The 25,457-nt window shown below is 54.4% G+C and carries 22 protein-coding genes; 14 read left to right on the top strand and 8 right to left on the bottom strand.

Annotation, left to right across the window (positions count from 1 at the left end):
- Positions 1-231: 231 nt before the first annotated feature.
- The 6 genes from tnpA to NTU47_04510 form a co-directional block, all read right to left on the bottom strand.
- A complete protein-coding gene (gene tnpA, locus NTU47_04535) occupies positions 232-675 on the bottom strand; it encodes an IS200/IS605 family transposase (protein ID MCX6133064.1) in 444 nt (147 codons plus the stop codon).
- A 146-nt stretch (positions 676-821) separates the two neighbouring features.
- Positions 822-1,946, bottom strand: a complete 1,125-nt coding sequence (locus NTU47_04530) for a glycosyltransferase (GenBank protein ID MCX6133063.1) — start codon at positions 1,944-1,946, stop codon at positions 822-824.
- Positions 1,943-3,541 (bottom strand): glycosyltransferase family 39 protein, encoded by a 1,599-nt coding sequence (locus NTU47_04525; protein ID MCX6133062.1) that lies wholly within the window; start codon positions 3,539-3,541, stop codon positions 1,943-1,945. Before NTU47_04525 ends, NTU47_04530 begins: the two co-directional genes overlap by 4 nt.
- A gap of 5 nt (positions 3,542-3,546) precedes the next feature.
- Positions 3,547-4,434 (bottom strand): class I SAM-dependent methyltransferase, encoded by an 888-nt coding sequence (locus NTU47_04520; GenBank protein ID MCX6133061.1) that lies wholly within the window; start codon positions 4,432-4,434, stop codon positions 3,547-3,549.
- 30 nt (positions 4,435-4,464) lie between these two features.
- The gene (locus NTU47_04515) at positions 4,465-5,553 is read right to left on the bottom strand and encodes a glycosyltransferase family 9 protein (GenBank protein ID MCX6133060.1); all 1,089 of its coding nucleotides are present in this window, start codon (positions 5,551-5,553) and stop codon (positions 4,465-4,467) included.
- 14 nt (positions 5,554-5,567) lie between these two features.
- A complete protein-coding gene (locus tag NTU47_04510; GenBank protein MCX6133059.1) occupies positions 5,568-6,551 on the bottom strand; it encodes a glycosyltransferase family 2 protein in 984 nt (327 codons plus the stop codon).
- A gap of 117 nt (positions 6,552-6,668) precedes the next feature.
- On the opposite strand from NTU47_04510, the gene rsmA reads away from it, so the two are divergent.
- The 9 genes from rsmA (at position 6,669) to NTU47_04465 (ending at position 14,946) form a co-directional block, all read left to right on the top strand.
- Positions 6,669-7,502 (top strand): 16S rRNA (adenine(1518)-N(6)/adenine(1519)-N(6))-dimethyltransferase RsmA, encoded by an 834-nt coding sequence (gene rsmA, locus NTU47_04505; protein ID MCX6133058.1) that lies wholly within the window; start codon positions 6,669-6,671, stop codon positions 7,500-7,502.
- Positions 7,503-7,554: 52 nt separating this feature from the next.
- The gene (locus NTU47_04500) at positions 7,555-8,502 is read left to right on the top strand and encodes a phosphatase PAP2 family protein (protein ID MCX6133057.1); all 948 of its coding nucleotides are present in this window, start codon (positions 7,555-7,557) and stop codon (positions 8,500-8,502) included.
- Positions 8,503-8,748: 246 nt separating this feature from the next.
- The gene (locus NTU47_04495) at positions 8,749-9,015 is read left to right on the top strand and encodes a hypothetical protein (GenBank protein ID MCX6133056.1); all 267 of its coding nucleotides are present in this window, start codon (positions 8,749-8,751) and stop codon (positions 9,013-9,015) included.
- A gap of 155 nt (positions 9,016-9,170) precedes the next feature.
- Complete coding sequence (locus tag NTU47_04490; protein ID MCX6133055.1) at positions 9,171-9,785, top strand: LysE family transporter; 615 nt, start codon at positions 9,171-9,173, stop codon at positions 9,783-9,785.
- A gap of 333 nt (positions 9,786-10,118) precedes the next feature.
- Positions 10,119-12,545, top strand: a complete 2,427-nt coding sequence (locus NTU47_04485; protein MCX6133054.1) for a PP2C family protein-serine/threonine phosphatase — start codon at positions 10,119-10,121, stop codon at positions 12,543-12,545.
- A 301-nt stretch (positions 12,546-12,846) separates the two neighbouring features.
- Positions 12,847-13,275 (top strand): type II 3-dehydroquinate dehydratase, encoded by a 429-nt coding sequence (gene aroQ / locus NTU47_04480; GenBank protein MCX6133053.1) that lies wholly within the window; start codon positions 12,847-12,849, stop codon positions 13,273-13,275.
- Positions 13,276-13,382: 107 nt separating this feature from the next.
- Positions 13,383-14,069 (top strand): HAD-IA family hydrolase, encoded by a 687-nt coding sequence (locus NTU47_04475; GenBank protein MCX6133052.1) that lies wholly within the window; start codon positions 13,383-13,385, stop codon positions 14,067-14,069.
- 4 nt (positions 14,070-14,073) lie between these two features.
- On the top strand, positions 14,074-14,454 hold the full coding sequence (acpS, locus tag NTU47_04470; protein ID MCX6133051.1) for a holo-ACP synthase: 381 nt from the start codon (positions 14,074-14,076) through the stop codon (positions 14,452-14,454).
- A gap of 111 nt (positions 14,455-14,565) precedes the next feature.
- Positions 14,566-14,946: a MerR family transcriptional regulator gene (locus NTU47_04465; protein ID MCX6133050.1), complete on the top strand. Its 381-nt coding sequence runs from the start codon at positions 14,566-14,568 to the stop codon at positions 14,944-14,946.
- 77 nt (positions 14,947-15,023) lie between these two features.
- Here the strand turns inward: NTU47_04465 and NTU47_04460 are convergent, their stop codons facing one another.
- Positions 15,024-16,010, bottom strand: coding sequence for a hypothetical protein (locus tag NTU47_04460; protein MCX6133049.1), 987 nt, complete (start codon positions 16,008-16,010; stop codon positions 15,024-15,026).
- Positions 16,011-16,370: 360 nt separating this feature from the next.
- On the opposite strand from NTU47_04460, the gene NTU47_04455 reads away from it, so the two are divergent.
- The 5 genes from NTU47_04455 (at position 16,371) to NTU47_04435 (ending at position 22,984) form a co-directional block, all read left to right on the top strand.
- Positions 16,371-17,693, top strand: coding sequence for a NupC/NupG family nucleoside CNT transporter (locus NTU47_04455; GenBank protein MCX6133048.1), 1,323 nt, complete (start codon positions 16,371-16,373; stop codon positions 17,691-17,693).
- Positions 17,694-17,818: 125 nt separating this feature from the next.
- On the top strand, positions 17,819-19,420 hold the full coding sequence (locus tag NTU47_04450; protein ID MCX6133047.1) for a hypothetical protein: 1,602 nt from the start codon (positions 17,819-17,821) through the stop codon (positions 19,418-19,420).
- A gap of 218 nt (positions 19,421-19,638) precedes the next feature.
- On the top strand, positions 19,639-20,346 hold the full coding sequence (locus NTU47_04445) for a hypothetical protein (protein ID MCX6133046.1): 708 nt from the start codon (positions 19,639-19,641) through the stop codon (positions 20,344-20,346).
- Positions 20,347-20,652: 306 nt separating this feature from the next.
- The gene (locus NTU47_04440) at positions 20,653-21,783 is read left to right on the top strand and encodes a hypothetical protein (GenBank protein ID MCX6133045.1); all 1,131 of its coding nucleotides are present in this window, start codon (positions 20,653-20,655) and stop codon (positions 21,781-21,783) included.
- Positions 21,784-21,919: 136 nt separating this feature from the next.
- Entirely contained in the window at positions 21,920-22,984 is a 1,065-nt protein-coding gene (locus NTU47_04435) for a hypothetical protein (protein ID MCX6133044.1), read from the top strand.
- A gap of 65 nt (positions 22,985-23,049) precedes the next feature.
- Here NTU47_04435 and NTU47_04430 read toward each other — a convergent pair whose 3' ends face one another.
- A complete protein-coding gene (locus NTU47_04430; GenBank protein ID MCX6133043.1) occupies positions 23,050-24,867 on the bottom strand; it encodes an ATP-binding cassette domain-containing protein in 1,818 nt (605 codons plus the stop codon).
- Positions 24,868-25,457 lie beyond the last annotated feature (590 nt).

The following is a 25,457-nucleotide window of genomic DNA, read 5'->3' as shown; positions in this document are numbered from 1 at the left end:
GGCGCTTGGAGGCCTTACGACAGGATGTCGGGGCAAGTACAACCACTGATTCATACCAAGCTAGGCTCCATGATTTATCTTGATAGGAGGTGAAGACAATCTGCATTCGATACTGGCCCGCGTACGCTGTCGGACAGAGATGCCACGACAGTTGTGTGAGTGGTTCGCTCTACTAGTTGCCCCGAGCTTTAGCTCGGGGGCAAGCCCCAAAACTTGGTGGGTTTTAACCCTTCAGTCCCACGGCAGAGCTTTCAGGGAACCATGGTGGTTCATTAACTCACCCCATTCCTCCGAAAGAGATTTCTTCCGGTGATGTCCTTCTTGGTTCTTTATGTACAACCTCACCCGCTCAACGGCAGAGTCGGAGACTGACGCTGCAAAATAATCATCCTGCCATTCAAATTTTCCCCGTAGGAGATGTTGCTGATTGAACCAGTGAGAAGATTCACCTTTCAAAAGCTGAGCAATCTTAGCGATTGTCTGATCCGGACCTAAAGAGACAAGTGCGTGAACATGATCGCATACGCCGTTCACACAATCGAGATAGATGCCTTTATTCGCCGCGTTCCCGGCCATGTGTTGAAAGAGCTGTTGCCGGAGTTCTAAACCGTTGATCAATGGCTCGCGGTTCTTCGTCGACCAAACAAATTGTATCCAGACTCTCAGGTATGCCATGGCTTCCTCCTCAGTGGAAAGGATTCCAGAGATAAGACGTTTCAATGGTTCCTTGACCAGGTGGCCTAGGGAACGCCTATGGCAAATTAAGTCTGAATGTCGAAGCGAAACAACGAGATACGATTGGCAGTTATCTGCTCATCGACTCACGAACCCCGAGTCAATCTTTCAATCGCCTGAACCAGATTCTCCCAGCTGTATTTCTTCTTCTCTTCCCGGACGTTCTTGACGAATGCCTCTTCCCGCTTTTCACTGTAGAACCGGACGACAGCGTCAGCGACCGCCTGCGGAGTTTCCGGTTTCACGATGAAGCCGGTCCGGTCGTTCAGCACAACCTCCGCAAGACCGCCGACATCAGTGGCAATGACCGGTTTGTCGAACTGATATGCTATCTGGACAATCCCGCTCTGGGTCGCAGAGATATAGGGTAACACGACGATATCCGCAGCGGAGAAGTACAGACTGACTTCTTCGTTGGGCACGTAATCCGAACGGACAACCACGTCGCTCTGCAAATTCTTGTCCGCAATTTGTTGGCGGTATTTCTGCTCATCATCATAGAACTCGCCGACAACGAGGAGCTTCACTTTCATCGACTTCAGAATAGACGGCATCGCATCCAGGAGGATATGCAGTCCCTTATATCGGCGGACGTACCCGAAGAAGAGTATCACCCGTTCGTCGGTGAGCCCGAGTTTCGCCCGCGCTTCCGATTTCGGCATGCTCGTCCCGAAAATCTCGTACACCGGATGAGCCACGAGCTCGTACCGTGAACCCGGGAGGAAGGCATTGAGGTCCTTTTCGACGGAGGCTGATTGGACAATGAACGCGTCGGCTGTCTTGAACGCGTAGCGGGTGAACGCCATGTCACCCGGACGCTTTTCATGAGGAATGATATTGTCGCAGACGAACAGGATCTTGGCTCCCGTCTTGCGGCGAACGAGTCGGGCGATGGTGCCAAAACATGGACCAAAGAACGGCATCCAGTATTTGAATATGAGCAGGTCCGGTTTCTTGCGGGCAATAGCGCTGGCCGCGGTGAACCACGTAATCGGATTGATCGAATCGATCAGCTGCTCGCTTGGGACGGCGCCCTCCTGACCTCCTTTTTCATCCTGTGTCTTCCCGGGAAACAGGAGGGAAGGATATTGGCGCGAGAAGGTGACAATCTCCACATGATGATGTTTGGAGAGATGCTTGTAGAGCAGCGCGTTGAAATGTGCTATGCCGCCGCGCAGGGGATATGCGGTACCGACGATGACGATATTCACGGTGTTTCTCCCAGCTCAACCTTGTACAGAACAGCCGGGGGGTTGGTCGTATAGGTGAGGGGGCGCAGCTCTTTCGGAGCGTTGCGTGGATCGAGAAGTCCCCGGAACTGCGGACGCATGCCGGCTTCCATAAGGCTGAAGTACAGATACGAGGCTTTCACCCTGCGCAATTCGACAAGAAGCTGATCGTAGTTCTCGACATAGGGAAACATCTCCAACTTCATGTCAAGGTAGTACGCAATGTGCGGTTTGCGCGCGATGACGATCTTGCCGCGCTCCGAATCGGCGAGATTCTGACGTGACCAGCTGCCGAAGCTCAGGACCTCCTTCGGGCCTGAGTCGATATTCGCCCTGTTGAACTCCGTGGAATCATAGCACGTCCAGACAATAAGGATGATCGCAATGAGACCGCCGGCATGAATTGTCTTCCAGAAACGGAATTGCGCCATGGAAGGGACGCTGAGCGCCTTCAACGCGAGAACTGCGTAGACAGGCAGGAGTGTCATGGAGAAACGTTCACCGTAGAACACAAGAAGCAAGACGCCGAAAAAGGCCGCGCTGATAAGGAAATAGCCTGCCACACGGGACGTCGGCCGATATTTGACGAATGCAGCGATGCCCAGGAGCGAAAAAACGCCCACCTGCCAGCCGAGGAGGAGGTTGAAATCACTGACGGCGTGGTCGATCAGGTTTTTCACCAGTGATGTCGTAAAGAGCACCGGATCGGCGAAGATTACCTGCGTGAGCGATGTGAACTTCTGTGCCTCACCGTACCAATATTGATCCCAGCCGATCTTTCCCTTCGCGAACATCTCGTACGCGATGTTCAGATAGTTTCTGTTGTAGAAGAAGCTTCCCTTCTGAATCTGGCAGTAAATTCCCCAGGGGGCAATCACCGCGAGGAAGACCCCGAGGAAGATGGCTGAAGTTTTGATCCTGTCTTTGAGGCTTTGCTGGAAAGGGTTCGCCACAAGAACGGCGAGCGGTATTCCGACGGCGGCAGACAGTCCATTGTATCGCGTGAGATATCCGATCGCTGCAAAGCATGCAGAGAGCACAACGTTGGTGCGGCGAAGTTGTTCGTCACGGAGCAGAAAAAACGTGGAGGCGCTCATGAACGCTACGAATAACATATCCGTTCCGGCGGTGTAGGAATAGCGGACGAAGGTCGTGTTCGCGGCGACGAGAAGCGTCCCGAGGAACGCGACGTCGGATCGGAAAAGTTTCTTCAGGAGCTCAAAGATCAGGAAGAGAGAAACTGCCGCCGCAAGTGTCGAGAGCGCGACGCCGGCATGGAACAGATCTCGCGTGAACAGAGAAATAAACGCGAGGACCATCGGATACGCCGGTCCGTGGTAGTCCTCGATCGGCACCATCCCCTCGAGGATGTGTTTCGCCTGGGGGACGTAACTCCAGTAGAAATCGGTTTCAACGTTATAGTCCCCGACGATGTGGTAATTCAGACTGATGAACAGCATCAGGACGAAATACAACGCAGCGATGCCCAGCCCGGCATAACGGCTGTTCAGAGCCTCCGGGAAGCAGGGAAAGAGGGACGTCTGAGGTATGACCTGTTGTCTGGACTGTTTTGCCATGGTGTCTACTTGATGCCGATGCCGAGAAGACGGTCGCCGAAAATCCCGAGTGACTTCGTCAGTCCGAAATTCGGATAGTGCAGCACCTTCTTGACTGCTTTCTCAAACGCGTTTCCCCGGAGTGTGATCGCCGACGGGGGTTTGATACGCTGGATGATCACCGCTTCCCGGAATCCCGCGCGCCCGATGATGGAACGCAGCGTCTTCGGAGTGAACTCATTCACGTGATAGGGGGGAAGCTTCATTTTCTTTCTTGTCCTGAGCAGCCGCATCCCGGCGACTGCACAACGTCCGGCGAGGCTGTTGAACGTTGAAGGTACCTCAAGAGCGACGATACCCGACGTTTTCAGCATCGTATGCGCCTTCGTGAGCATCTCCAGCGGTTGTGTGAGATGCTCCAGCACATCCCCCATAAAGATTACGTCGCACTGCTCCGGCTCGGGCGCAAGTTCCTCGAACGAGCCGCGCCGCACATCCAGTCCGAATTTCTCGCGACACGTACGGGCTCCAAGTTCTGCATACTCAATGCCGCTGACGGCATATCCCTGCTTGCGGGCGTACTCCAGGAAGTACCCCATTCCGCAGCCGACTTCGAAGAATTCACCCGACGGTTTGAAGCGGCTGATCCATCCAAGAATCTCAGGAAACTTCACCGAGCCTTTGATCGCTGCGGTCTCGTAATCTGAGGCAGAATGCGCCCCGAAATCTGCACCGTCGTGCAGAAAATACTCGTCGCTGTAGAGCAGCCGGAGATCGTTGGCGCTGAGCCGTGGATCGAGAAATACAAAGGAACAGCTTGAACATTGCTTTGCCTGGTACCTCCCGGCGTTGAACTCGTAGTAAATCGGAAAATCCCGGGAGACTGGTTGATGGCAAAGAGGGCAGGTCGTCACAGGTCCGCTCCAGTCGGCAACACGTTTGCTTTACGATCGGAGAAGGCGCGCACACGCATCAACGACGCGGGTTACAGGGAGATGCTCCATGCAGCGATACCGGGAGTTCGTGCATGTCGGCTGGTAGAAGCAGCGGCATGGTTTGTCCGGCTCAAGAACGGACCCAAGTCCGTAGAGCTCGAACTCATGCTTGTTAAAGATGTTGTTGAACAACACGATCTTCTTTCCCAATCCGATGGTGATGTGCATCGCCATCGTCACGCCGGTGACGACAAGATCGCACCGGTCGACAAGCTCGATGAACTGTTGAAGGGGATAGTGGCCGAAGTACTTCGCCTTGGAAGCCCGGGCCAGTTTCTGATTCTTCGAGTGCTCCTGTTCGCCTCCGAGGAGCACAACCTCGTATCCCTTTTTCTTGAGCGCGCGCGCGACCGCGACCCAGTTCTTGTCATCCCACAGCCGTGATGTCCAGCGGCCCCCGCAGCCGGTATTCAGCCCCACAACACGTTTTCGCTTGTTGATCTTCCAGGTGGTAGTCGCCGAAGCCGGCCGGTCGAGAATGTACCGTTCGCCGGCAAAGGAGAATCCGCAAATCTCAAAAATCTCCTCGGGATAACTCTTCTTATTGGCCTGGCTCAGGTCGTCGAAGATGCCGGTCAGATACTTTCCATCTGCTGCGGCATCGATGGGTGCGATGATGCCGTCCCTGAGGCGGAATCCTCTCTTCGTCGTCGCTGAAATCTGCTCGCACAACGCACACGCCTCGCGGTCTTTGTCGAGATTGTACAGGACGTCGAAATGAAGCGAACGAAGCGAGACGATGTTCTTCAGCGAAAACCCGAGGGGTTCGTCAACGAGAGAAGGCAGGATTTCCGGAGTGAGCGTCAGCCACCAGATTCTCGCGGAGGGATATTCTGCTTTGAGTTTGTGCAGCAGCGGTGTCGTCCGTATGACATCACCGATTGCGCCGAGTTTGATGATGAGAATGTTCTTGTCGATGTGTTCGTAATGCAGACACGATGCGCCGGACTCATCGACGCAGTGCACGCCGAAGCGCTTGTGCGGTCTGCACGGGACGTCGCCTCGAAAGAACCGGCAATCAGTTTTGAGTGGGATCATGTCGGTTCTTCGGTCTACCTGAGGGTTTCCCGGATGGAGTAGGTCGTTTCATCCTGTTGCTGGCGGTTAATCATCTCTCCGAGCAATCCGAACGAAACGAATTGAACGCCGATGATAATAAAGAGAACCCCGAGAAGGAACAGAGGGCGATTGCTGAGAGATGTCCTGCCCAGGAACCATTCGACGGAGAGGTATCCATCAATCAGGATGCCGAAGAGAAAGCAAAGAATTCCCCAGACGCCGAAGAGGTGCAGCGGACGCCGGATGTACCTTGTCGTGAAGAGAATGGTGAGAAGGTCAAGAAATCCGCGTGAGAACCTGCCGATGCCAAACTTCGTGCGGCCGTACTTGCGTGGGTGATGCGTCACAACCTTTTCGCCGACGCGGAAGCCGGCCCAGTGTGCCAGCGCCGGGATGTAGCGGTGCAGCTCACCGTATACAATGACTTCCTTGACCACTTCCCTGCGGTAGGCCTTCAGCCCGCAATTCATGTCGTGAATGGGAATGCCCGTCATCATCGCGGTGACTGAATTCGCGAGGCGGGAAGGAATGGTCTTCGAAAGCGGGTCGTGCCGTTTCTGTTTCCAGCCAGAAACAAGGTCGTATCCCTGTTCGAGCATTTCGAGGAGCGAAGGGATTTCTGCCGGATCGTCCTGAAGATCGGCATCCATGGTGACAACGAAGTTTCCCTGTGCTTCCCGGAATCCCACTGACAAGGCGGCGGACTTTCCGAAGTTTCTTCGAAAACGAACAACCTTGACCCGCGCGTCCTTCCTGTGCAGTTCCTCAAGGATCGAGAACGACTGGTCGGTGCTTCCGTCGTCCACGAAAATCATCTCGATCGGCTTTTTCAGCGGATCGGTGGCAGCGAGGATCTGCGCGTACAATTCGCCGAGAGACTCTTCTTCATCGAGAAGAGGAATGACGATCGAAAGAAACGGAGCCGCAGCGGCCGTTTTCGCCGGGGTCTTTGGTGAAATTTTTTGAGGTTTTGGCATGAGAGAGTATCAATAAACGTGTGCCAAAGTAAAGGAATTTCGTCCGAAATGCAATCGCGTCACGGTCACGTTGAATATAGCCCCCTCGTTCTGTATATTGACCCGGACTTCGCGCACATGCTTCCACCAAAAAAATCCCTCGGACAGAATTTCCTTCGTGATGAGAATGTTGCGCGCAACATTGTCGACAGCCTGAACGTACGTCCTGACGATGTTGTCGTCGAAATTGGACCCGGACAGGGAGCGCTCACCAAATACCTCCATGATCGATGCTCCCGCCTTGTCGCCATCGAGATCGACGAGCGGGCGGTAGGAATTCTGAAGGAGTCGTTCGGCTCATCGGTCGACATTGTGCACGCCGATGTCCGCACTGTTTCTCTCCCTCAGTTCGTTGGGCGGGAGGGGCAGCGACTGCGCGTTGTCGGCAATATCCCTTACAATATTACGAGCGAGATTCTCTTCTGGCTCTTTGACCAGCACACGGTCGTCGAAGACGCGACACTGATGGTGCAGCTCGAGGTGGCCAGGCGGTTCGTGGCGCCGATCGGGACGAAGGACTACGGCATCCTGGCCGTCTCTGTGCGCTATTACACCGACCCGGAACTTCTGTTCAAAGTTTCCCGGAATTCCTTCTACCCGCGGCCGGGAGTGGATTCAGCGATTGTCCGCCTCAGTTTTCGCAAACACCTTGACGAATGCGATCGGGAACTTCTGACCTCCATCGTTCGGTCGACCTTCGGGAAGCGGCGAAAGACGCTCAGAAACGGGCTCCGGTATATGGGATTCCCCGATGCCCAGCTCGACTCAGTTTCGTTTGATCTTACAAGAAGACCGGAACAGCTTTCTCTTGAGGAATTTCTCGAGCTTACCCGGCTTCTCCACCCGTTCCGTGGCTTTCTCAGAAGAGAAACCCTCTCCCTTCCCGGAGCTGGATCAACACGACCACGTTGAGCCGGCCAGTTCAGTACGGACCGGACCATCATTGACAATTCCCGGGTGTTGAATGAATGTTCGCAAGTCCCTCTCGCTTCTCTCGCCGGCCGACCTTGTATCGATCGTCTTCCTGCTCTTCCTGATCGGTCTCAACTTGGTCTTCTTTTCACGCGTTCCTCAATGGTGCGAACTCGCAGCGATCAATCTCGCCGTCATCGCACTCATTTTCTTCCTCGCATGGGGGGCAAAGGAAAAAAAGACGAGGCTGCTTGTTGGTCTGCACCGATGGTACTGCTATCTCATCATCATCTTCGTTTTCAAAGAGATCTACCTGATGGTGCATCCCATTCACCCCACTGATTACGATCAGGTCCTGATCGCCATCGACCATTGGGTGTTTGGTGTCCATCCGACTCAATGGATCGGTCAGTTCGCTCATCCTGTGCTGACGGAAATACTCCAGATAGCGTACTTCTCGTACTATATTCTCTTCATCATTCTCGGCGTGGAAATCTATCGCCGGTACGCGATCGAAGCCTTCGACAAAGCGGCGTTCATGATCGTATACGGTTTCTACCTGTCGTACCTGGGATACTTTTCGCTGCCGGGAGTCGGTCCGCGCTTCACGCTCCATGATTTCGCCCTGCTGGAAACCGAGCTCCCCGGTATTCTCCTGACGAACACGCTTCGTGCAATCATCAACGCCGGGGAATCCATTCCGCAGATTCATGATCATGCAATAGACGTCGTGCAACGGGACGTGTTCCCGAGCGGACATACGCAGTTGACGATGATCGTCATCGCGCTCGGGTTTCGCTATACGCTGAAGACGCGCTGGGTGTTGCTCGCGTTCGGAACTTTGCTCATCCTTGCCACAGTATACCTCCGCTATCACTATGTCGTCGACCTGGTTGCGGGAGCCCTTCTTGCGTGGTTTACCTTCTGGACAGGGGACAAGCTTGAAGTGTGGTGGAGCGGGACAACGACGCGCCTCCGCGGCGGAGAAGAGTTGACTTGATAGTCAACTCAAAATCCCCTATGTTTTTGAAGAAGACAGTTCAGAAATACCCCTTCAGACTACGATGTCATTCCCGCACGCCTGCGTGCCGAAACGCCGCACTTCGGCGTGCAGGCACGTTTCAGGTGAGAATCCAGACTGCGCAGTCTGGACTCCCGACAATGACGTTCGGGAGTGACAGGCGATTTTAGGATTGGCGCGAGTCAGTTTCTCGTCGTTGATGCAATGGAGGTTGGTGAAGACGATATGAAAGAAGAACAGATTGTAAAAGAGCTTGAGATGCTGGCCTCCAGCAGCGGGATTGCAGTCCGCTACGAAAAGGGGGACTTTGAAGGCGGGTTCTGTGTCCTCAAGGCGGAGCGGTTAATTGTTGTGAATAAGAAACTGGCGCCAGCCAGAAAGGCCTCAGTTCTCGCGCAGGGTCTCGCCGAGATCGGCATTGAAGACCGGTACCTCAAGCCCGCGATCAGGGAATTCATCGAGGAGGAGCTTGCAAGGCTCGTGCGCTCATAGCGATGTGGCCCGTTGCCGTGTTCACCGTTGCTCCTTGTCGGTTCGATTTCCTCATACGAGAGGCCGAGCAGAGTTTGTCGCACCCTCCAACGTTTACTTCAAACTCAGCGTGAACCTCTCTTTCTTCATACCTGTGCACGTCTTATAGAAATCCCGTGGAATATACACTTCTTCTCAAAGGGATCATTATTGGCTTTGCACTGGCCCTCCCCATCGGCCCCATCGGCATCCTGTGCATTCGAAAGACAGCCGCCGAGGGACATCTTTCCGGTATGGTGGTTGGGTTTGGGGCGGCGACGGCAGACGCCGTGTACGGGTTCATCGCAGCCTTTGGCCTGACGGTTATTTCGGACGCTCTTGTAACAAGGCAGATGTGGTTCCGTCTTATAGGTGGAGTGTTCCTGATCTATCTTGGGCTCAAGACCTTTCTCGCGAAGCCGGTCGAGAACGCGCGGGGAACAAATGGCAAAGGGCTTCTGGGTTCCTATGTTTCGACTTTCTTCCTGACGCTCACGAATCCTCTTTCGATCATAGCGTTCCTGGGGGTCTTTGCCGGATTCGGGCTTCGCAACTACGATTTGAGCATTGGCTCTGCCTCGACGCTTATTGCAGGCGTATTTCTGGGTTCGTCGCTCTGGTTCTTTCTTCTGAGTTATAGTATCACCCTGTTTCGGGAAAAGATCAACGCCACAGGACTCGGGTGGGTCAATCGGATTTCCGGATTGCTCATCATCATGTTCGGTATCATCGCGATCATCAGCTTTTTCTAGAGATCCGGGTGAAAAGTCCTGCCACAAAGACGCGAAGACACAAGGCACCTCACAAACTGAAACAATTCAAATCTTCTCCTTCGTGTCTTGCCAGCCCGCCCGTCTGCCAGTTGGAGCCACCAGAGGCGGGCAGGCTACGCGTTCTGGCGGGGTGCTTCTGTGGTCCCGCTTCCGGATTCCGCTCATGGGCGGAATTCAGAGAGCGAACAAATGGCGGGTTTTCGTCCGCACTTCTAGTCCGCGGGGGGCTGCGGCTCTATGAAATGAAACTCCGCCTGCATCTCCTTGTATCAACGATTTCGGCAACGGTATCCTCCCAGGGAGTCGGTTGATATGGAAAAACTTCAGAAGCTCTTTCCGTTCCTGCTGCTTCTTGTACTTTCTTCACTCGTCATCGTCCAGTTCTTCCCAAGCGTTCACACGTACGGCGGACTGCGCCTTCCTCTGGATGCGCAGGCAATCGAACTGCGTTCGCGCGAACTCCTGGTCCGCGTAGGAATCAACACCGAAGGCCTAACCCCGCAGGCTCAGCTCAAATACAATCAGGCGCTGTTCAGGGAAGTAGAGGAGCGGTACGGTGTCGAAAAGGCGAATGAACTTATGCGGAGCTCGATCCCCGTGCATCATTGGGATGTGACGTGGAGAAAGGCGTCCGTGCTTTCGATCGCGATGAATCAAAGTGAAGACCCCTCCAAACAGGGTGAACGCATGACGGAGTTAATCCGGGGGAATGTGTTCATGAGGCTGGGCACCGACGGCCGACTCATGGAGTTTGAGCGAAAGATCCCAGACAGCGTCGTGCTCCCGGGCGTTTCCCAGGAAGAAGCGAGGAAGCTGGCGCGAGCGTTCGTGGAGGAGTATGGAGCGCAGGCAGCGATGATCTCCGACACAGCTCAACCAGCCTCTCAAAAACGGATAGAGCTGAAGAAACGCACCGATCATGAATTTGTCTGGAACACGCGGTCTCCCGTGCTCGACAACCCGATAAGTGTGACGGTTCTTGTCGCCGGCTCACATGTGGTCCACTTCGAGGTACGGGTTGACGTCCCAGAGCAGTATAAGAAATCCGAGATTGAATCGGCTTCCCAGGCAATCGTCCCCATCGTTTACTTCCTCGTTGTCCTCCTCATGGTGATCGTGGCGTTCCGCCGGTTTCGTTCGTTTGAAATCGGTTTCCGCCTCGGGACCTTCATTGGTGTTGTGGCGGCGCTCGCGCTTGGGGTGGAAATTTATCTGACCATGCAGTCAGACAAAGGGTGGGAGATCCTGATCCCGCTCATTCTTGGTCCGCTCTTCTATGGCGGGGGGTTGGTCATTGTCTGGGCCGTCGGAGAATCGGTGACCCGGGAAACGTGGAAGGAAAAACTCATTTCGTTTGACCTTCTCTCCAAAGGCTATGTAATCCATTCCAGGGTGGGAAAAAATGTCGTCCGGGGAATCGCGCTAGGGTGCGCGGCATTCGCATTCACGCTGGTGCTGACGTTTCTCGCTGGAAAGATCACGCATCTTTGGTTCAACCGCATTGAAGATTCGGCCATCGAGAGTTTCGGGTCGTTCGCGTCGTGGGTGTACCTGCTCGGAATCGGATTGAGCGCCAACGCATACAAGCTTGCGATCATCATTCTCTTCACGGTCACGTTTCTCCGGCGCAGAATCTCGTCGGCTGTTCTTCTCATCGGGCTTGGCGCTCTCATTCTTGCTCTGACCTCCCGTGGAGACCTCTCACCGGTCTGGCTTGGTATGCTCATCCAGCTTCTCGCCGGAGCTGTTTCAGTCTGGGCATTCTATCGCTATGATGCACTCGCGGCGTTTCTCTCCCTCTACACGTTTTCGGTACTCCAGGGTGTGGGTGGACTTCTCGTTGCCGGAAATCCAACCTATACGCAATCGGGACTGTTTGTCATCGCAGTTCTTGTGCTGCTTGTCGTCGGAGGCCTGGCGAGTCAGTTGCGGAAACGGGAAATCACGGACTTCGACGATATCATGCCGGCATTCGCGAAACACATCACGGAACGCCAGCGGCTGCAGCAGGAATTGGAAATTGCGCGCAGCGTGCAGATGAGTTTTCTCCCGAAGGCAAATCCGAACATGGCGGAGTTGGATATTGCTTCGCGTTGCGATCCGGCGCTGGAGGTGGGAGGGGACTACTATGATTTCATCCATTTACCTGAGAGACGCCTCGGAGTCGTTGTGGGGGATGTCTCCGGCAAGGGAACGCAGGCCGCGTTCTACATGACGCTCACGAAAGGCTTCGTCCATGCCCTTGCCGAGGTCTCCAATTCACCCTCAGTCGTCCTCACACAGGTCAACAAGCTCTTCTATGAAAACGTGGACCGGGGGGTATTTATCAGCATGGTCTATGGCGTGTTTGATATTCAACGACACGTCCTGACATTGGCCCGCGCCGGCCATAACCCGGTCATCATGCGCAAGACGCTCGCCAATGACGTCCAGGTTGTGAATCCTATGGGACTGGCGCTCGGCCTTGACCCGGGGGCGACATTTGCGAAGTCAATTCAGGAGGTTTCCATCCCTTTCCAATCCGGAGACCTTTTCGTATTCTATACTGACGGCTTCCCCGAGGCGATGAATAAGACGCTGGAAGAATTCGGGGAGGAGCGTCTCTGCCGCACGGTCGAGAACTATGCACACGGTTCGGCGGCGCAGATCATGGACGGCGTGTTCGCCGACATGCGGCAGTTTGTGGGAAAAGCAAAACAGCATGACGACATGACGATTGTGGTGGTCAAAGTCGTCTAACAGTTTGTTGAAATTCTAGTTTCCAAGAATAAGATGAACCGCCCCCGAACCAACATCGTTCGGGGCAAGCAAGGCTGCCAAGAACGCCAAATGTTTGAGTTTTTGGATGGAAAAGGATACGCAACATATTCTTTGCGGTCCTTTGCGCTCTTTGCTGTTTGTTTTTCAGCAGCCTGCTAGTGGCGTTCCGAGAAAGAACACCTCAAAGACACAAGGTGGCGGGCGAGTGACTTCGTGTTCTTCGTGTCTTCGTGGTTGAAGTTCTTTTTGGTTCTCGTAAAATTTATTGATTGGAGTGCATATGCGGATTCTCGTTGTGAGCGGACCGAATCTGAATCTTCTAGGAAAACGCGAACCCGGAGTGTACGGGACTGTGACTCTGTGGGATATCGAAACCCGCCTGAGAGAGAAGTACCCCTCCGTGAAGTTCGAGTTCTTTCAGTCCAACAGTGAAGGCGCGCTTATTGACGAGATCCAGAAGGCAATCGATGGCGCGTTTGACGGTGTGGTGCTCAACCCGGGCGCGTACGGTCACTATTCGTACGCTCTCCGAGATGCAGTCGCCGCCCTGAAGACTCCGGTCGTTGAAGTTCATGTTTCGAACGTCTACGCCCGGGAGGAATTCAGAAAGCACTCTGTCATAGCCCCCGTCTGCAAAGGTGTCATCACCGGTTTTGGCGTCATGAGCTATGAGCTCGCTGTTCATTTTCTCGTCAACTTCAAGCAATAGAATACCACCGCGAGCAGACAGCTGACCCCTGGACCCTTCAAGATCTCGGGCCAAGCTGCTGACAGCTGATTGCTAATCGCCAACAGCCTGAAAGACCCACCACCACCATGATCAAAGCAGTTATCTTCGATCTCGACAACACGCTTGTGGACTTCATGGCGATGAAGAACCAGGCGATTGATGCGGCCATCCATGCGATGCGCGACGCCGGCCTCGGCCTGTCAGCCGAGGAGATACGAAAACGGATTGACGCCATTTATGCAGAGCGGGGCATCGAGTTTCAGAGCGTCTTCGATCAACTGCTGTACGACGAGTTCAGCAAGGTCGACTACAAGATCCTCGCGTCAGGCATCATCGCCTACCGGCGTGCACGTGAAGCGGCACTTGTACTGTACCCCCATGTGTACCTCACGCTGATCGGATTGATGAAGATGAATCTCAAACTGGCGGTCGTGTCGGACGCGCCGAGCAGGGAGGCGTGGTTGCGGCTGTGCTATCTGAACCTGCATCATCTCTTCGACGCGGTGGTCACCTTTGACGACACGAAAATACGCAAACCAAACCCGGAGCCGTTCGTGGAAGCGTTGAAGCGACTTGGCTTGCGGGCTGAAGAATGCCTGATGATCGGTGATTGGGCGGAACGCGACATGGTGGGAGCCGCGCAGGTCGGGATGAAAACCATCTTCGCACGGTATGGCGATACGTTCGGCACGATCGTGTCCCATGCGGATTATGAGGTCGACGACATCACGCAGGTGGTCGACATTGTCAGGCAATTGAATTCGAGGTCGTAACATTATGGCAGCTATTCTGGGAATTGGTGTCGATGTGGTCGATGTGAAGAGGATGAAGATCGTTCTCGACGCACGCGGTATGCCGCTGATGAAGAAGTTGTTCACAGAATCAGAAATCGCGTACTGCTCTCTGAAGAAGAATCCGCATGAACACTTCGCGGCAAGGTTTGCCGCCAAGGAAGCGGTCAGCAAGGCGATGCAAACAGGCTGGAGCGGCCGGTTCCGATGGCGTGATGTCGAAGTGGTCAACAATCCCTCGGGAGCTCCGAAAGTGGTTCTCCACGATTTCGTGGGTGAGCAACTCGTGAACTGCGAAGTTCATCTCTCGCTTTCTCACACCGAAAACACCGTTGTGGCCTTTGCAATCATTGAGAAAAGCACATGATGGGTATGGGGCCGACATTCCCTGTGCCGCATAGATTGCAAGTCAGACCGATTTTCCATATTTTTGCTCCAGAGCATTGATGACGACTTCCTACAGAACGAGGCACATCGTATGAAACATATTGGGATCAAGAAACTGTATTATTCGATCAGCGAAGTCAGCACCATCACTGGCCTCGAACAATATGTCCTCCGCTACTGGGAGTCCGAATTTCCGCAGTTGAAACCCGCCAAGAACCGTGCCGGCAACAGGATCTACACGAACAAAGACATCAAGTTGATCCTGTACATCAAGAAACTGCTTCGCGACGAGCGCTACACGATCGAAGGTGCGAAGAAAGTGCTGGAGGAGTACGTGCCGGAGTCGGAGTCCGTGGAACAGCTCGAGCTGTTGTCGGTGCCGCAAAAGAAGAAGATATCGGACGACGAAATCCGGTCTGATCTTGTTGAAGTGAAGGCGTTCCTCGAAGACCTGGCAGTGCGGTTGAAGTAAGCAGCGTTCAGCGTTCTTCTTCTTGTTCCATTCCTCTCGGGACAATCGTCCGACGTCCCTTAGTCCCTGTCGCAGTGTCATCTCGAATGTTCACGAAAAAACTTCCACAACGTTTCCGTGGCGTTCAAAGTCTTCACCGTGGGTCCAAAAAGCACTTTTGGGTGAAACCTGTCCGTCGGTGATGGATACGCATGGCCGTGACCTTTGATGACCACGGAGCGGACTTCCGCACCCCGCCGTGACAGACCCCACGAGAGGATTTGAATCTTCTCATCATCCTGCAAGAGTTTCGGTTCCGCCTCGAGTCTGAGCATGGAAGCCCAGATGCGCGGGCTTTGAAGAGCCGGCGGCAGCGTGGCGCTGCGTCCCAGGATTGTGACTCTTCCTCCCGCCATGGGTGTGAAAGGATCCTTGTCGCCAACGATTTGAATCAGGGAGACCTGTTCATCGAGCGGTTTGGGTTCGAGGAAGAAGTGTCCCGCGACTACGCCCGCTGACGCAACCAGGTTCGCCCGCTCGAATGCGAACCGGTATGCCATGCCGGCCCCATTCGAATGGCCCGCAACGAATATTCGGGACGAGTCAATTCTCAATTCTTTCTGTGTCTGCTCGATGAGTTCGCTGAGAAATCCGACGTCGTCAATGTCTCTTGCCGTCGCCGACAATTCCCCCGCGGCAAGGCTTTCCTTTCCCCCCGAATTCCATGTTTGCTGATTTCCAAAGAAGCTCTCTCGCCGAGTTTCGTTCTTCGGAGTTCCGTTCGGGAAAACCGTGACTACGCCTTCTCTCTCTCCGAGTTCCACCCATCCTGTGCTCTCAATGACATTTCCTGCCGAACCACCTGCTCCGTGCAGCATCATCACAAGGGGCCAGCCCGCTGCCGGAAGTTGTCGTGCCTTTGGAATGAAGATAACGGCAGTTCGCCGCCGTCCGCCGTGATCGAATTCGACATCATTTCTTCCCGGATGAAGCTGGGGATGCTCAGACCGCTCTGTGCCTGCAAACGAGGTAGGAGCTAAGAGGGCAAAAAGGAAGAGTGTCGAAAAAGACCAGAACCGGGACATAGGGGAAGCCTGAAGAATTGTGGAGTGTTCCTACGGGTCGGGATGGATCTCCCTGGGCTCAAAGTACTCAGACGACTCGGGAGGATCAAGGTTTAATGCCTGTGGAAGGCACTGTCACCTCCAGGTCTGTGGTCACCAGGTCTGCCGATCAAGAAACCTCATTGTTCCAGTGTCTGATTGCGGTGTGCACACGGACACCCCGCTCACATACTTCATACTCATCTACTCTACTACTTCCTTCTTTCTCGAATTCTTTATACCTTTTCCGCCATCTGAAGCGTCGCGGCCTTCCTCGATTGCACCGGACTCCATGCTTCGCTTCGAATCATTCGTCACCCATTCCACCTCGAGAGGAGCATCATGGATTTCTCATCGGTCGGACGCGGGCTTCTCGGACTCGTCTTTGTCATAGGCATCGCCTTTCTTTTCTCGCCCAACAAACGGGCCATCAGCTGGCGGCTGGTCGGTGTCGGCCTCGGAATGCAGTTTGTCTTCGCCCTTTTCGTCCTGAAAACAGACATTGGCAGACAGATCTTCGACGCCATCAGCAAGGCCTTTGTTCGGCTGTTTGCCTTCGCGCTGAACGGCGCTCAATTCGTGTTTGGTTCGTTGGCGACGGCTCCCGGGGACAAGGGAAGCCTCGGCTTTTTCTTTGCCTTCCAGGTGCTCCCGACAATCATTTTCTTCGCATCGCTGATGGCGATATTGTACCACCTCGGCGTTATGCAGCGCGTGGTGCAGGGAATGGCCTGGGTGATCTCGAAATTCATGAAGGCAAGCGGAGCAGAATCGCTCTGCGTCGCGGCAGCCACGTTCATCGGTCAGACGGAAGCACCGCTGGTCATCCGCCCATACATCGCCAAGATGACGCAGTCTGAACTCTATACCGTTATGACAAGCGGTATGGCCCACATCGCCGGGGGCGTGATGATCGCCTACTATACGCTTCTCGGCGTTGCCTATGCAAAATCGTATGGCATGGGGCTTGATGCATCACAGATCTACTTCGCCGGACACCTGCTCGCAGCAGTGATCATGGCCGCGCCGGCGACGATCGTTGTCGCGAAGATGCTCTTTCCGGAGACAGAAGAACCTCTCACGATGGGGACGGTGAAGCTGAAGATCGAGAAGACCTATTCAAACGTGATCGAAGCGGCAGCTTCCGGTGCCTCGGACGGTGTCCGGCTTGCACTGAACGTTGGCGGAATGCTGATCGCGTTCATCGCGTTTATCGCTCTCATCAATTTTCTGCTCGGACTCCTCGGCGATGCCACCGGTCTCGGTGCGCTCTGCGTGGCGCAGTTTGGAAAGCCTCTTTCACTCGAACTGTTGTTCGGACTGATCTTCCAGTTCGTCGCCTTCGCAATCGGCGTTCCGTGGGGCGATGCGCTCAATGTGGGAAGCCTGATGGGACTGAAGCTTGTCCTGAACGAGTTCGTTGCCTATTCACAGATGGCGGACGTCGTCGCGGCGCATCAGCTTTCTGAAAAAGCGATCGTCATTGCCACCTATGCGCTCTGCGGGTTTGCGAACTTCTCCTCGATAGCAATCCAGATCGGCGGAATCAGTCCGCTCGCGGAGAACAGGCGGAGCGACATCGCGAAACTCGGCTTCCGGGCGCTGCTGGGAGGCACCATTGCAACCTGGATGACGGCATCGATTGCAGGGATGTTTGTCAGTTGATAAGCTCGAAATGGCACACTGATGACACAGATGAAACGGATTTACACAGATGTTCTCATCTGTGTAAATCTCTCCTTTTCTGTGTAATCAGTGTGCGCTTCTATTATTGATTGAGGGATTTCGCTATGAACAACACTTCAAAACGCTATCAGTGGTTTGCCCTTGGGGACCTGAACGGCTTCTTCGGACTGATGTTCGACAACCTGACCGTTCTTTCGTTCCTTGCCGGCATACTCGTCTTTGTTTTCAAATTCCCCGCCGACATCGTGTACACCAAAATGTTTCCCGGCACGGCATTCGGCGTGCTCTTTGGAGATATTGTCTACACGTGGATGGCCTTCCGACTCTCGAAAAAGACAGGAAATCCCACCGTCACAGCAATGCCGCTGGGCCTGGATACGCCGTCTACAATCGGTATCGCTCTTGTTGTCCTCGGTCCTGCCTTCGTGGGCCTGAAGGCGGAAGGAATGTCCGAACACGACGCTGCGCTGATGACGTGGTACATCGGCATGGCGACCATGGTGATGATCGGCATACTCAAAGTAGTATTTTCGTTCATCGGTCAGTGGGTGCAGCGTGTCGTGCCGCAGGCGGGGCTCCTTGGTTCGCTTGCGGGAATTGGGCTCGCACTTATCGGATTGACGCCTCTGGTCGACGTGTTTGGGATGCCCATTGTCGGTATGATTTCGCTCGGACTCATCCTCTATACACTCGTTGCGCGCATCCGCCTGCCGAAGAATTTCCCGAGCGTCTTCGCGGCCGTCTTCATAGGGACGGCGATCTACTATTTGTTCGGCTCGACGGGTTGGATGGGGGGGACCTACGCCGGAGCGCCGGCGCTGGATTTCCATTTGGGATTTCCGACACCGACGCTCGGGTTCATTGACGGCTTCACTCGGGCGCTTAAATACCTGCCGATAGCGATTCCATTTGGTCTGCTGACAGTGGTGGGCGGCATCAACGTCACTGAGAGTGCCCGCGTTGCAGGCGATGATTACAACACGAGGAGTATACTTCTCACAGAAGCGATCGCAACGCTCATCGCAGGCATGTGCGGAGGAGTTGCACAATCCACTCCGTACATCGGGCAGCCTGCCTACAAACATATGGGTTCAAGAGCGGGCTACACCTTAATGACGGGGCTGTTTATCGGGTTGGGAGGAATGCTGGGGTATGTTTCATTCTTCGTCGAACTCATCCCGCGTGCAGTGCTCGCCCCCATCCTGATTTTCGTGGCACTCGACATCGTATGCCAATCGTTCCTCGCCTGTCCGGCCCGCCACGCGCCGGCCGTTGCGTTCGCGTTTTTCCCGACCGTTGCCCGGCTGCTTTCGATTAAGCTCGGCAACCCCGAGTTCGTACCGGCGGAGAATTTCCAGAAGCTGATGGTCGCTCCCGGAAAGGCTCTGCCCGAAATGCTGGTGACGTTTGCTCTCGGCAACGGATTCATCGTCACCGCGATGTTGTGGGGGGGCTTCCTCGCAGAGTTGATTGACCGTCATCTGAGAAAAGCATCTGTCTATCTTCTGATTCTCGCCGGCCTCACGTACTTTGGAGTCATCCATTCGGCATCAGCAGACGGAGTGATGTATCTCCCCTGGACGCTGGAAAGTGTTCTGCAGAAGATCCCATACCAGTTTGCAGCCGCGTACCTCGTGTTTGCTGTGATGTTGTTCCTGTTCTCGTTCACGAAGGAATCGCTCGAGCCCATGCCCGAGCACGAGTAAGCTGTGAGGCCCTTCGTGTCTTCAACCGTATCACTCAGGAAACCTTGAGGGCTGACATATTGTGTTTGCGTTTCTGCGGCTTTTCCAGCATGTTAGTCCGGCACCCCGCGTCCGATGTGCAGGCAGCCGCGTGGCCGGTATAACGTATCTTTTTCGAAAATGGAGTTAAACCTCGCCAAACTTGACGCTGTCAAAGCGCCAACAAGGAGGAAGGATCTATGAAACCATCAATTGTCTTCACCCTGTCTGCGGTACTCGTTCTGGCCATCGTGCTGACTCTCCCGGCCTGTTCCGATCGGGGAAATGTTAATGGCCCCCGTCAGATGAACTTCGACATCGCTCAGTTCGCCATTGTGGACTATGGCGATGTTCAGAACGGCGTTGAGGATGCGACCACCGAAACCGAAATGACATTTAACAGCACGCTCTTGAACTACGGTTTCGTCGACGGCGACCGGCTGTTCGTACCTGGCGACCCTGCCATGAGGGGAATGCCTTGGTTCGATCGGTTCAATTTCGGAAAACACCTGGGCCTCTTCTTCAGACAGCTGAACCTGACGGACGATCAGAAGACCCGCATTCGAGATTTGGCGAAAACGTTCCACCAGGACATGAAACCGCTCATCCAGCAATTCTTCGAAGCGAACAAGACCATTATTCAGGACGCAAATACAAAACGGCGGGCAATCCTGGATGATGTGAAGAACGGAAAGCTTACGCGGGAGGCCGCGGCCGCACAAATCAAAGTTCTCAACCAGGCAACGCGGGAACTGATCAAGAACAATCCGGCGTCGCAGACTGTCAAAGTTGCGATGTGCGCGAAGAGGGATCAGCTCTTTGCAGGCGTTACTGCGATTCTTCAGGGAGAACAGATTACGAAGTGGAAAGACTGGATCGCGAAGATTCAGGATCCATGCGCTCCGTAGCGGGCAAGCACATCATGGGGATCAACGAGAGCCGGTCAATGTTGACCGGCTCTTGTGTTTTTCGCAGGATCGATATCCCGTCGGGAATTTATCGGATATACTGGAAACCCGATAAGTCAGCGAAGCAGAGCCGCTCCTTAATCTGAGAATGATTTTGGGAATGATTTTTCCCACCTGTTTGCGGATCGACTTAGAATCTGCTACCTTCACTTCAACACCCATCATACCTTTCTGATCTTCCCGGGACTTCGATGGCTGACGCAGCGAATTCCGGAATCCCGGTTCAACGTAAAGGAACGATCCACAATGAACTCACGCGAACGAGTCATCAGTGCCTATGAGCGGCGCGGATATGACCGCATCCCGATCAAACACGAGGGCACACCCGAAATCAACCGGATGATCATGCAGCACTTCGGCCTCAGCAACATGGAGCAGGTGCTGCGGCTCGTCGGTGACGATTTCCGTTATGTTGAACCTGTATATGTCGGGCCGGAACTGCGAACATTTCCGGATGGGAGCATCGAGGGGTATTTTGGAGAACGGTACCGCTATGCGCAATTTGAGGGAGGACGCTACCTCGAAGCATGCTACCTGCCCTATGCCGGCATTGAGACTCTCGATAAACTCGATCGCTCTCACTTTCCGAAAGCGGATGGGTTTGATTATTCGACGATCCGGGCACAGTGTGAGGCGCTGAAGGGCCGATACGCCATCTGTTTTGGCACGGCAGGAGACATGGATTTCATCAACAGCATCGGACGGGCCCGTGGCATGGAAGAGGTATTGATGGATCTCCTTGAGGACAATGAAGTCTTCCTCGAAATCATGGAGGCCCGGTTCAAGTTCTACTACGAACAGCACCGGCGGGTGCTTGAAGCGGCGGGAGGATTGATCGACTTTGCCCATGTGGGGGATGATCTTGGGAACCAGCAGGGCCAGATGATCAGTCACGAGATTTTCGAGCGCCACTTCGCTCCAAAATACAAGAAATACTTCGACATGGTACACAGCTATGGTGCGCGCACGATGATGCATATGTGCGGCACCGTTGAAGCCTTTCTGCCTCGCCTGATTGAGCTGGGGCTGGATGTGCAGGACGTAGTCCAGCCGACGACGCCGGAAATGGATATCGCGTATCTTAAGTCGCACTACGGCGACCGCCTGACGTTTTGCGGGTCGGTTTGCGTGCAGACGACGATGGCATGGGGGACGGTGGACGATGTTCAACGAGAGGTGCGAAGGAGGCTGGATTTGTTTCCTGATGGCGGGTTGTTCCTTGGTCCGTCGCATGCGATTCAGGTTGGTTCACCAATGGCCAATATCATCGCGCTCTACAAGACAGCCGGCTCGCTGACAGAAAAGGTCGACGCATCGATCTTGTCGGCTACAGACGGTGTCGATCCGGACAAAATTAACATGTCGAAGCTATTTTGAAAGAGATTAGCACACTGATGACACAGAAAAGGACGTGATGACCACAGATTGATCAATCAGTGTAAATCTGTATCATCAGTGTCATCTGTGTGCAATTAACAGCGCAATCGTTGTGCACAAACCTGGTTGAATGGAAATGAATTCACGTGAACGCGTACTAACCTCTATGCGCCGAACCGGTCTCCCGGATCGCCCGCCGTTTGAAATCAGCTGGGGGGCATTCACGCCGGGACTCATGAAGGTGTTCCGGGAACGAACCGGATTTCAGCTTGATCCTGCCGAGTATTTCGACTTCGATACCCGTTCCGTCAACATCAATCCGACAACAAAACAGACCGATTTTCGCCGCCGGTTTGATGCAGAAATTCCATCGAATGTCATTTGGGATGAATGGGGCTACGGGGCGGTCCAGGGATCGATGGAGCATTTCCTGGAATACAAGTATCACCCCCTTGCCGTTTGCACGACGGTTGAACAAATCCTCGAATTCGACTGTCCTGATGTCGATGCGGACTATCGATTTGAGGGGATAGCCGAAAAGACGCGGGCGTATCAAGACCGGGGCTACGCCGTCACCGGCGAACTGTACATGACGATCTTCGAAACCGCATGGCTCATGCGCGGGATGGAGAACCTGCTTACCGATTTCTATCGCAACGAAGACCTCGCACACGCGATCTGTGAGAAGCTCACGGAGATTCGCATTCGTCAGGCGAGAAAGTACGCAGAGATCGGAGTGGATGTGCTGAGGCTCGGTGACGACGTTTCGACGCAGCATGGACCTATGTTCGGCCTCGAATTGTACCGGAAGTTCCTGAAAGAGCGAACGCGGCGGATCATTGCGGCTGCAAAGCAGGAGAACGATGACATCCTCGTGTTCATGCACTCTGACGGAGCCATCATGGACTTCATCCCGGAGTACATCGACATCGGGGTCGACATCGTAAACCCGGTCCAGCCGGAGTGCAACGATCTGGAAGAAATCGGTCGCCGGTTCAGTGGCAAGATTTCGTTCTGGGGAGGCATCGGGACGCAGACGACGATGCCCTACAGCGCGCCAGAAGAGATTGCGCGAACGGTGAAGCAGATTCAGGGGCAATTGGGAGCAAAGGGGGGACTGCTGATCGCTCCATCGCATATACTGGAGCCTGATGTGCCTTGGGAAAACGTGCTTGCCTTCGTTGACGCGGTGCGCCAGTAAGCCGGTAGACCCGTCAGGTTTGCCAAGGTGACTCCCGGGAAACCTGACGGGTCTGCAATGCAACTTCAGCTCAGGTTGGACTTCAATTCCTCGAGTTCATTCCATCGTGTATAGAGACGATCCACGGTTGCTTTCGCGGTCTCGAGTTCGCCCATTAGTTGAGCAATTTGGTCTCCGCGCTTCTGGTAGAAATCCGGCTCGGAGAAAATCGCTTCAAGACGCTCAACTTCCGCTTCTGCATCCACAATGCCGCGCTCGATAGATTCAAGCTCGCGCGCTTCCTTCCACTTCAAACCCTTCGGCTGAGTCTTTGTCGTAGTCTCCTGCTTCTTCGATGGGATGTCCGCGGGCACGTCCGCGGCCGTGCGGAGTTCCCTCTTCTCGAGGTAGTAATCATAATCGCCCTCACTGAAGTGAACTTCTCCCTCTCCTTCAAACGCCAGAATCCCGTTGCAGACCCTGTTCAGAAAGTACCGATCGTGGCTCACGATGATCACACACCCCTCGAATGCGACCAGGGCTTCCTCCAGGACGCGGAGCGTCGCCAAATCAAGATCATTCGTCGGCTCATCCAGGATCAGAAAATTTCCCCCGTTCATCAGGATCTTTGCGAGCAGAAGCCTGCTCCGCTCACCGCCTGAGAGTTTCTCTACCTTGGTGTTGATCCTGTCGTCCGTGAAGAGAAATCGCCGGAGGTATTTCCAGACGGTGAGGCGCTCCTCGCCGAACATGATCCACTCGCGTCCATCGCCGATTTCCTGAAGGACCGTGTTCTTGTCGTTCAACGCCAGCCGGGATTGGTCGACGTAGTTGAAGACAGTTTTGTCTCCGAGGTCCGTATGTCCGTCACCCGGCTGCAGTTCTCCCAGGATGATCCGCAGCAGCGTCGTTTTGCCGAGCCCGTTCCGGCCTATGATTCCGAGTTTCCGGTGCCTCTCGAAATTGAAATTCAACCCAGAAAACAGTTGTCTTCCTCCCAGCTCAATCCCCAGGTTCTTCAGGTTCAGGACCCTTGATCCGAACGGAGGGGCGGGGGGAAGAATCAGGTCAACTTCCGCGTCAGCTTCGTATCCGTCTTCGGCAAGTGTCTCGAAATAACTCTTGAGACGGCTCTTTGCTTTTGTGCGCCGGGCCCGCGGCCCGCGGCGGACCCAATCGAGTTCGCGCCGGAGAAACCTGTTCCGCTTCCTCTCCTCGGTTTCGAGCTGAGCTTCGCGTTCAGCTTTGTCGATGAGGAAATCGGTGTAGTTGCCTTCGTGTGAATAGCATTCCCCGTTGGAGAGTTCAACAATTCTGGTCGCGATCGAGTCAAGGAAATATCTGTCGTGCGTGACGAAAAGGCAGGCGCCTGAATAGTTCTCCAGGAAGCTCTCCATCCATTCGATGGATTGTGTGTCGAGGTGGTTCGTCGGTTCATCGAGGATGAGCAGGTCGGGACGAGAGATGATCGCTTTGCACAATGCGACGCGGCGTTTCTCGCCGCCGGAAAGAGTCTGAATGCCGCGACTCCGCTCCGGTACATTCAAGGAGTGCATCGCGGTCTGAATCCTGTTCTCGAGATTCCATCCGTCCCGATGATGGATCTGCTCTTCGAGGAGGTGACGCCGGTCAGAGGTGTAGGGGAGAGATTCATATTCTCTCAGGATGTCGATGACGTCGTGAGCCCCCTCCACAATATTGTCGTACACCGTTTTCGTCTGATCGAGCTGAAAATCCTGGGACAAATACCCAAGGATCATTGCGCGCCGGCGTTCGACGGATCCTGAATCAGGCTCCATCACCGCGGCGATGATCCTCAGGAGCGTGGTCTTTCCGGAGCCGTTGTTTCCGATGAGCCCGATCCTGTCGTCCTGATGAATGCTGATGGACGCGTTCTTTAACACAACCTGTTCTCCGAAGTGGACGGACAGATCGCGTGCAGCGATGAGGATGCTCCTGACGGAGCTCGATCAAGTGCTATTTCCTGGATAGAGACATTCCGCCCCTACGGGGCTGTCAGGCCCGACATCCAGGATCCCGGTGTGTCAGTGCTCTCTGTATTGAGTCACGAAAGCGCTCGGCTGGGAGCGCAATATTTATTACCAGGTGAAACAAGATCATGGGAAGATCCATAGGAACAAGACAGCTGAGCTCATCTTCTTGGTTAGAGACATTCCGCACCTACGGGGCTGTTGGGCCCGGAATCAAGGATTCGCGTGCGGTGGGACTCAGTGTGTTGAGTCACGGAAGCGCTGGGCTGGGAGCGGAATATCTAGTACCAAGTGAAATAATATCATGGGAAGCTCCGTAGGAACAAGACAGCTGAGTTCAACTCCTTGACGGAGCTCGATCAAGTTCCATTTCCTGGTTAGAGACATTCCGCCCCTACGGGGCTGTTCGGCCCGGAATCAAGGATTCGCGTGCGTTGGGACTCTGTGCGTTGAGCCACGAAAGCGCTCCGTTAGGAGCGCAATGTCTGTAACTACGCAAATCA

The organism is Ignavibacteriales bacterium, assembly GCA_026390595.1.
In the GTDB taxonomy this organism is placed as follows: domain Bacteria; phylum Bacteroidota; class Ignavibacteria; order UBA10030; family UBA10030; genus UBA9647.
This window is presented reverse-complemented; position numbering and strand designations above follow the sequence as displayed.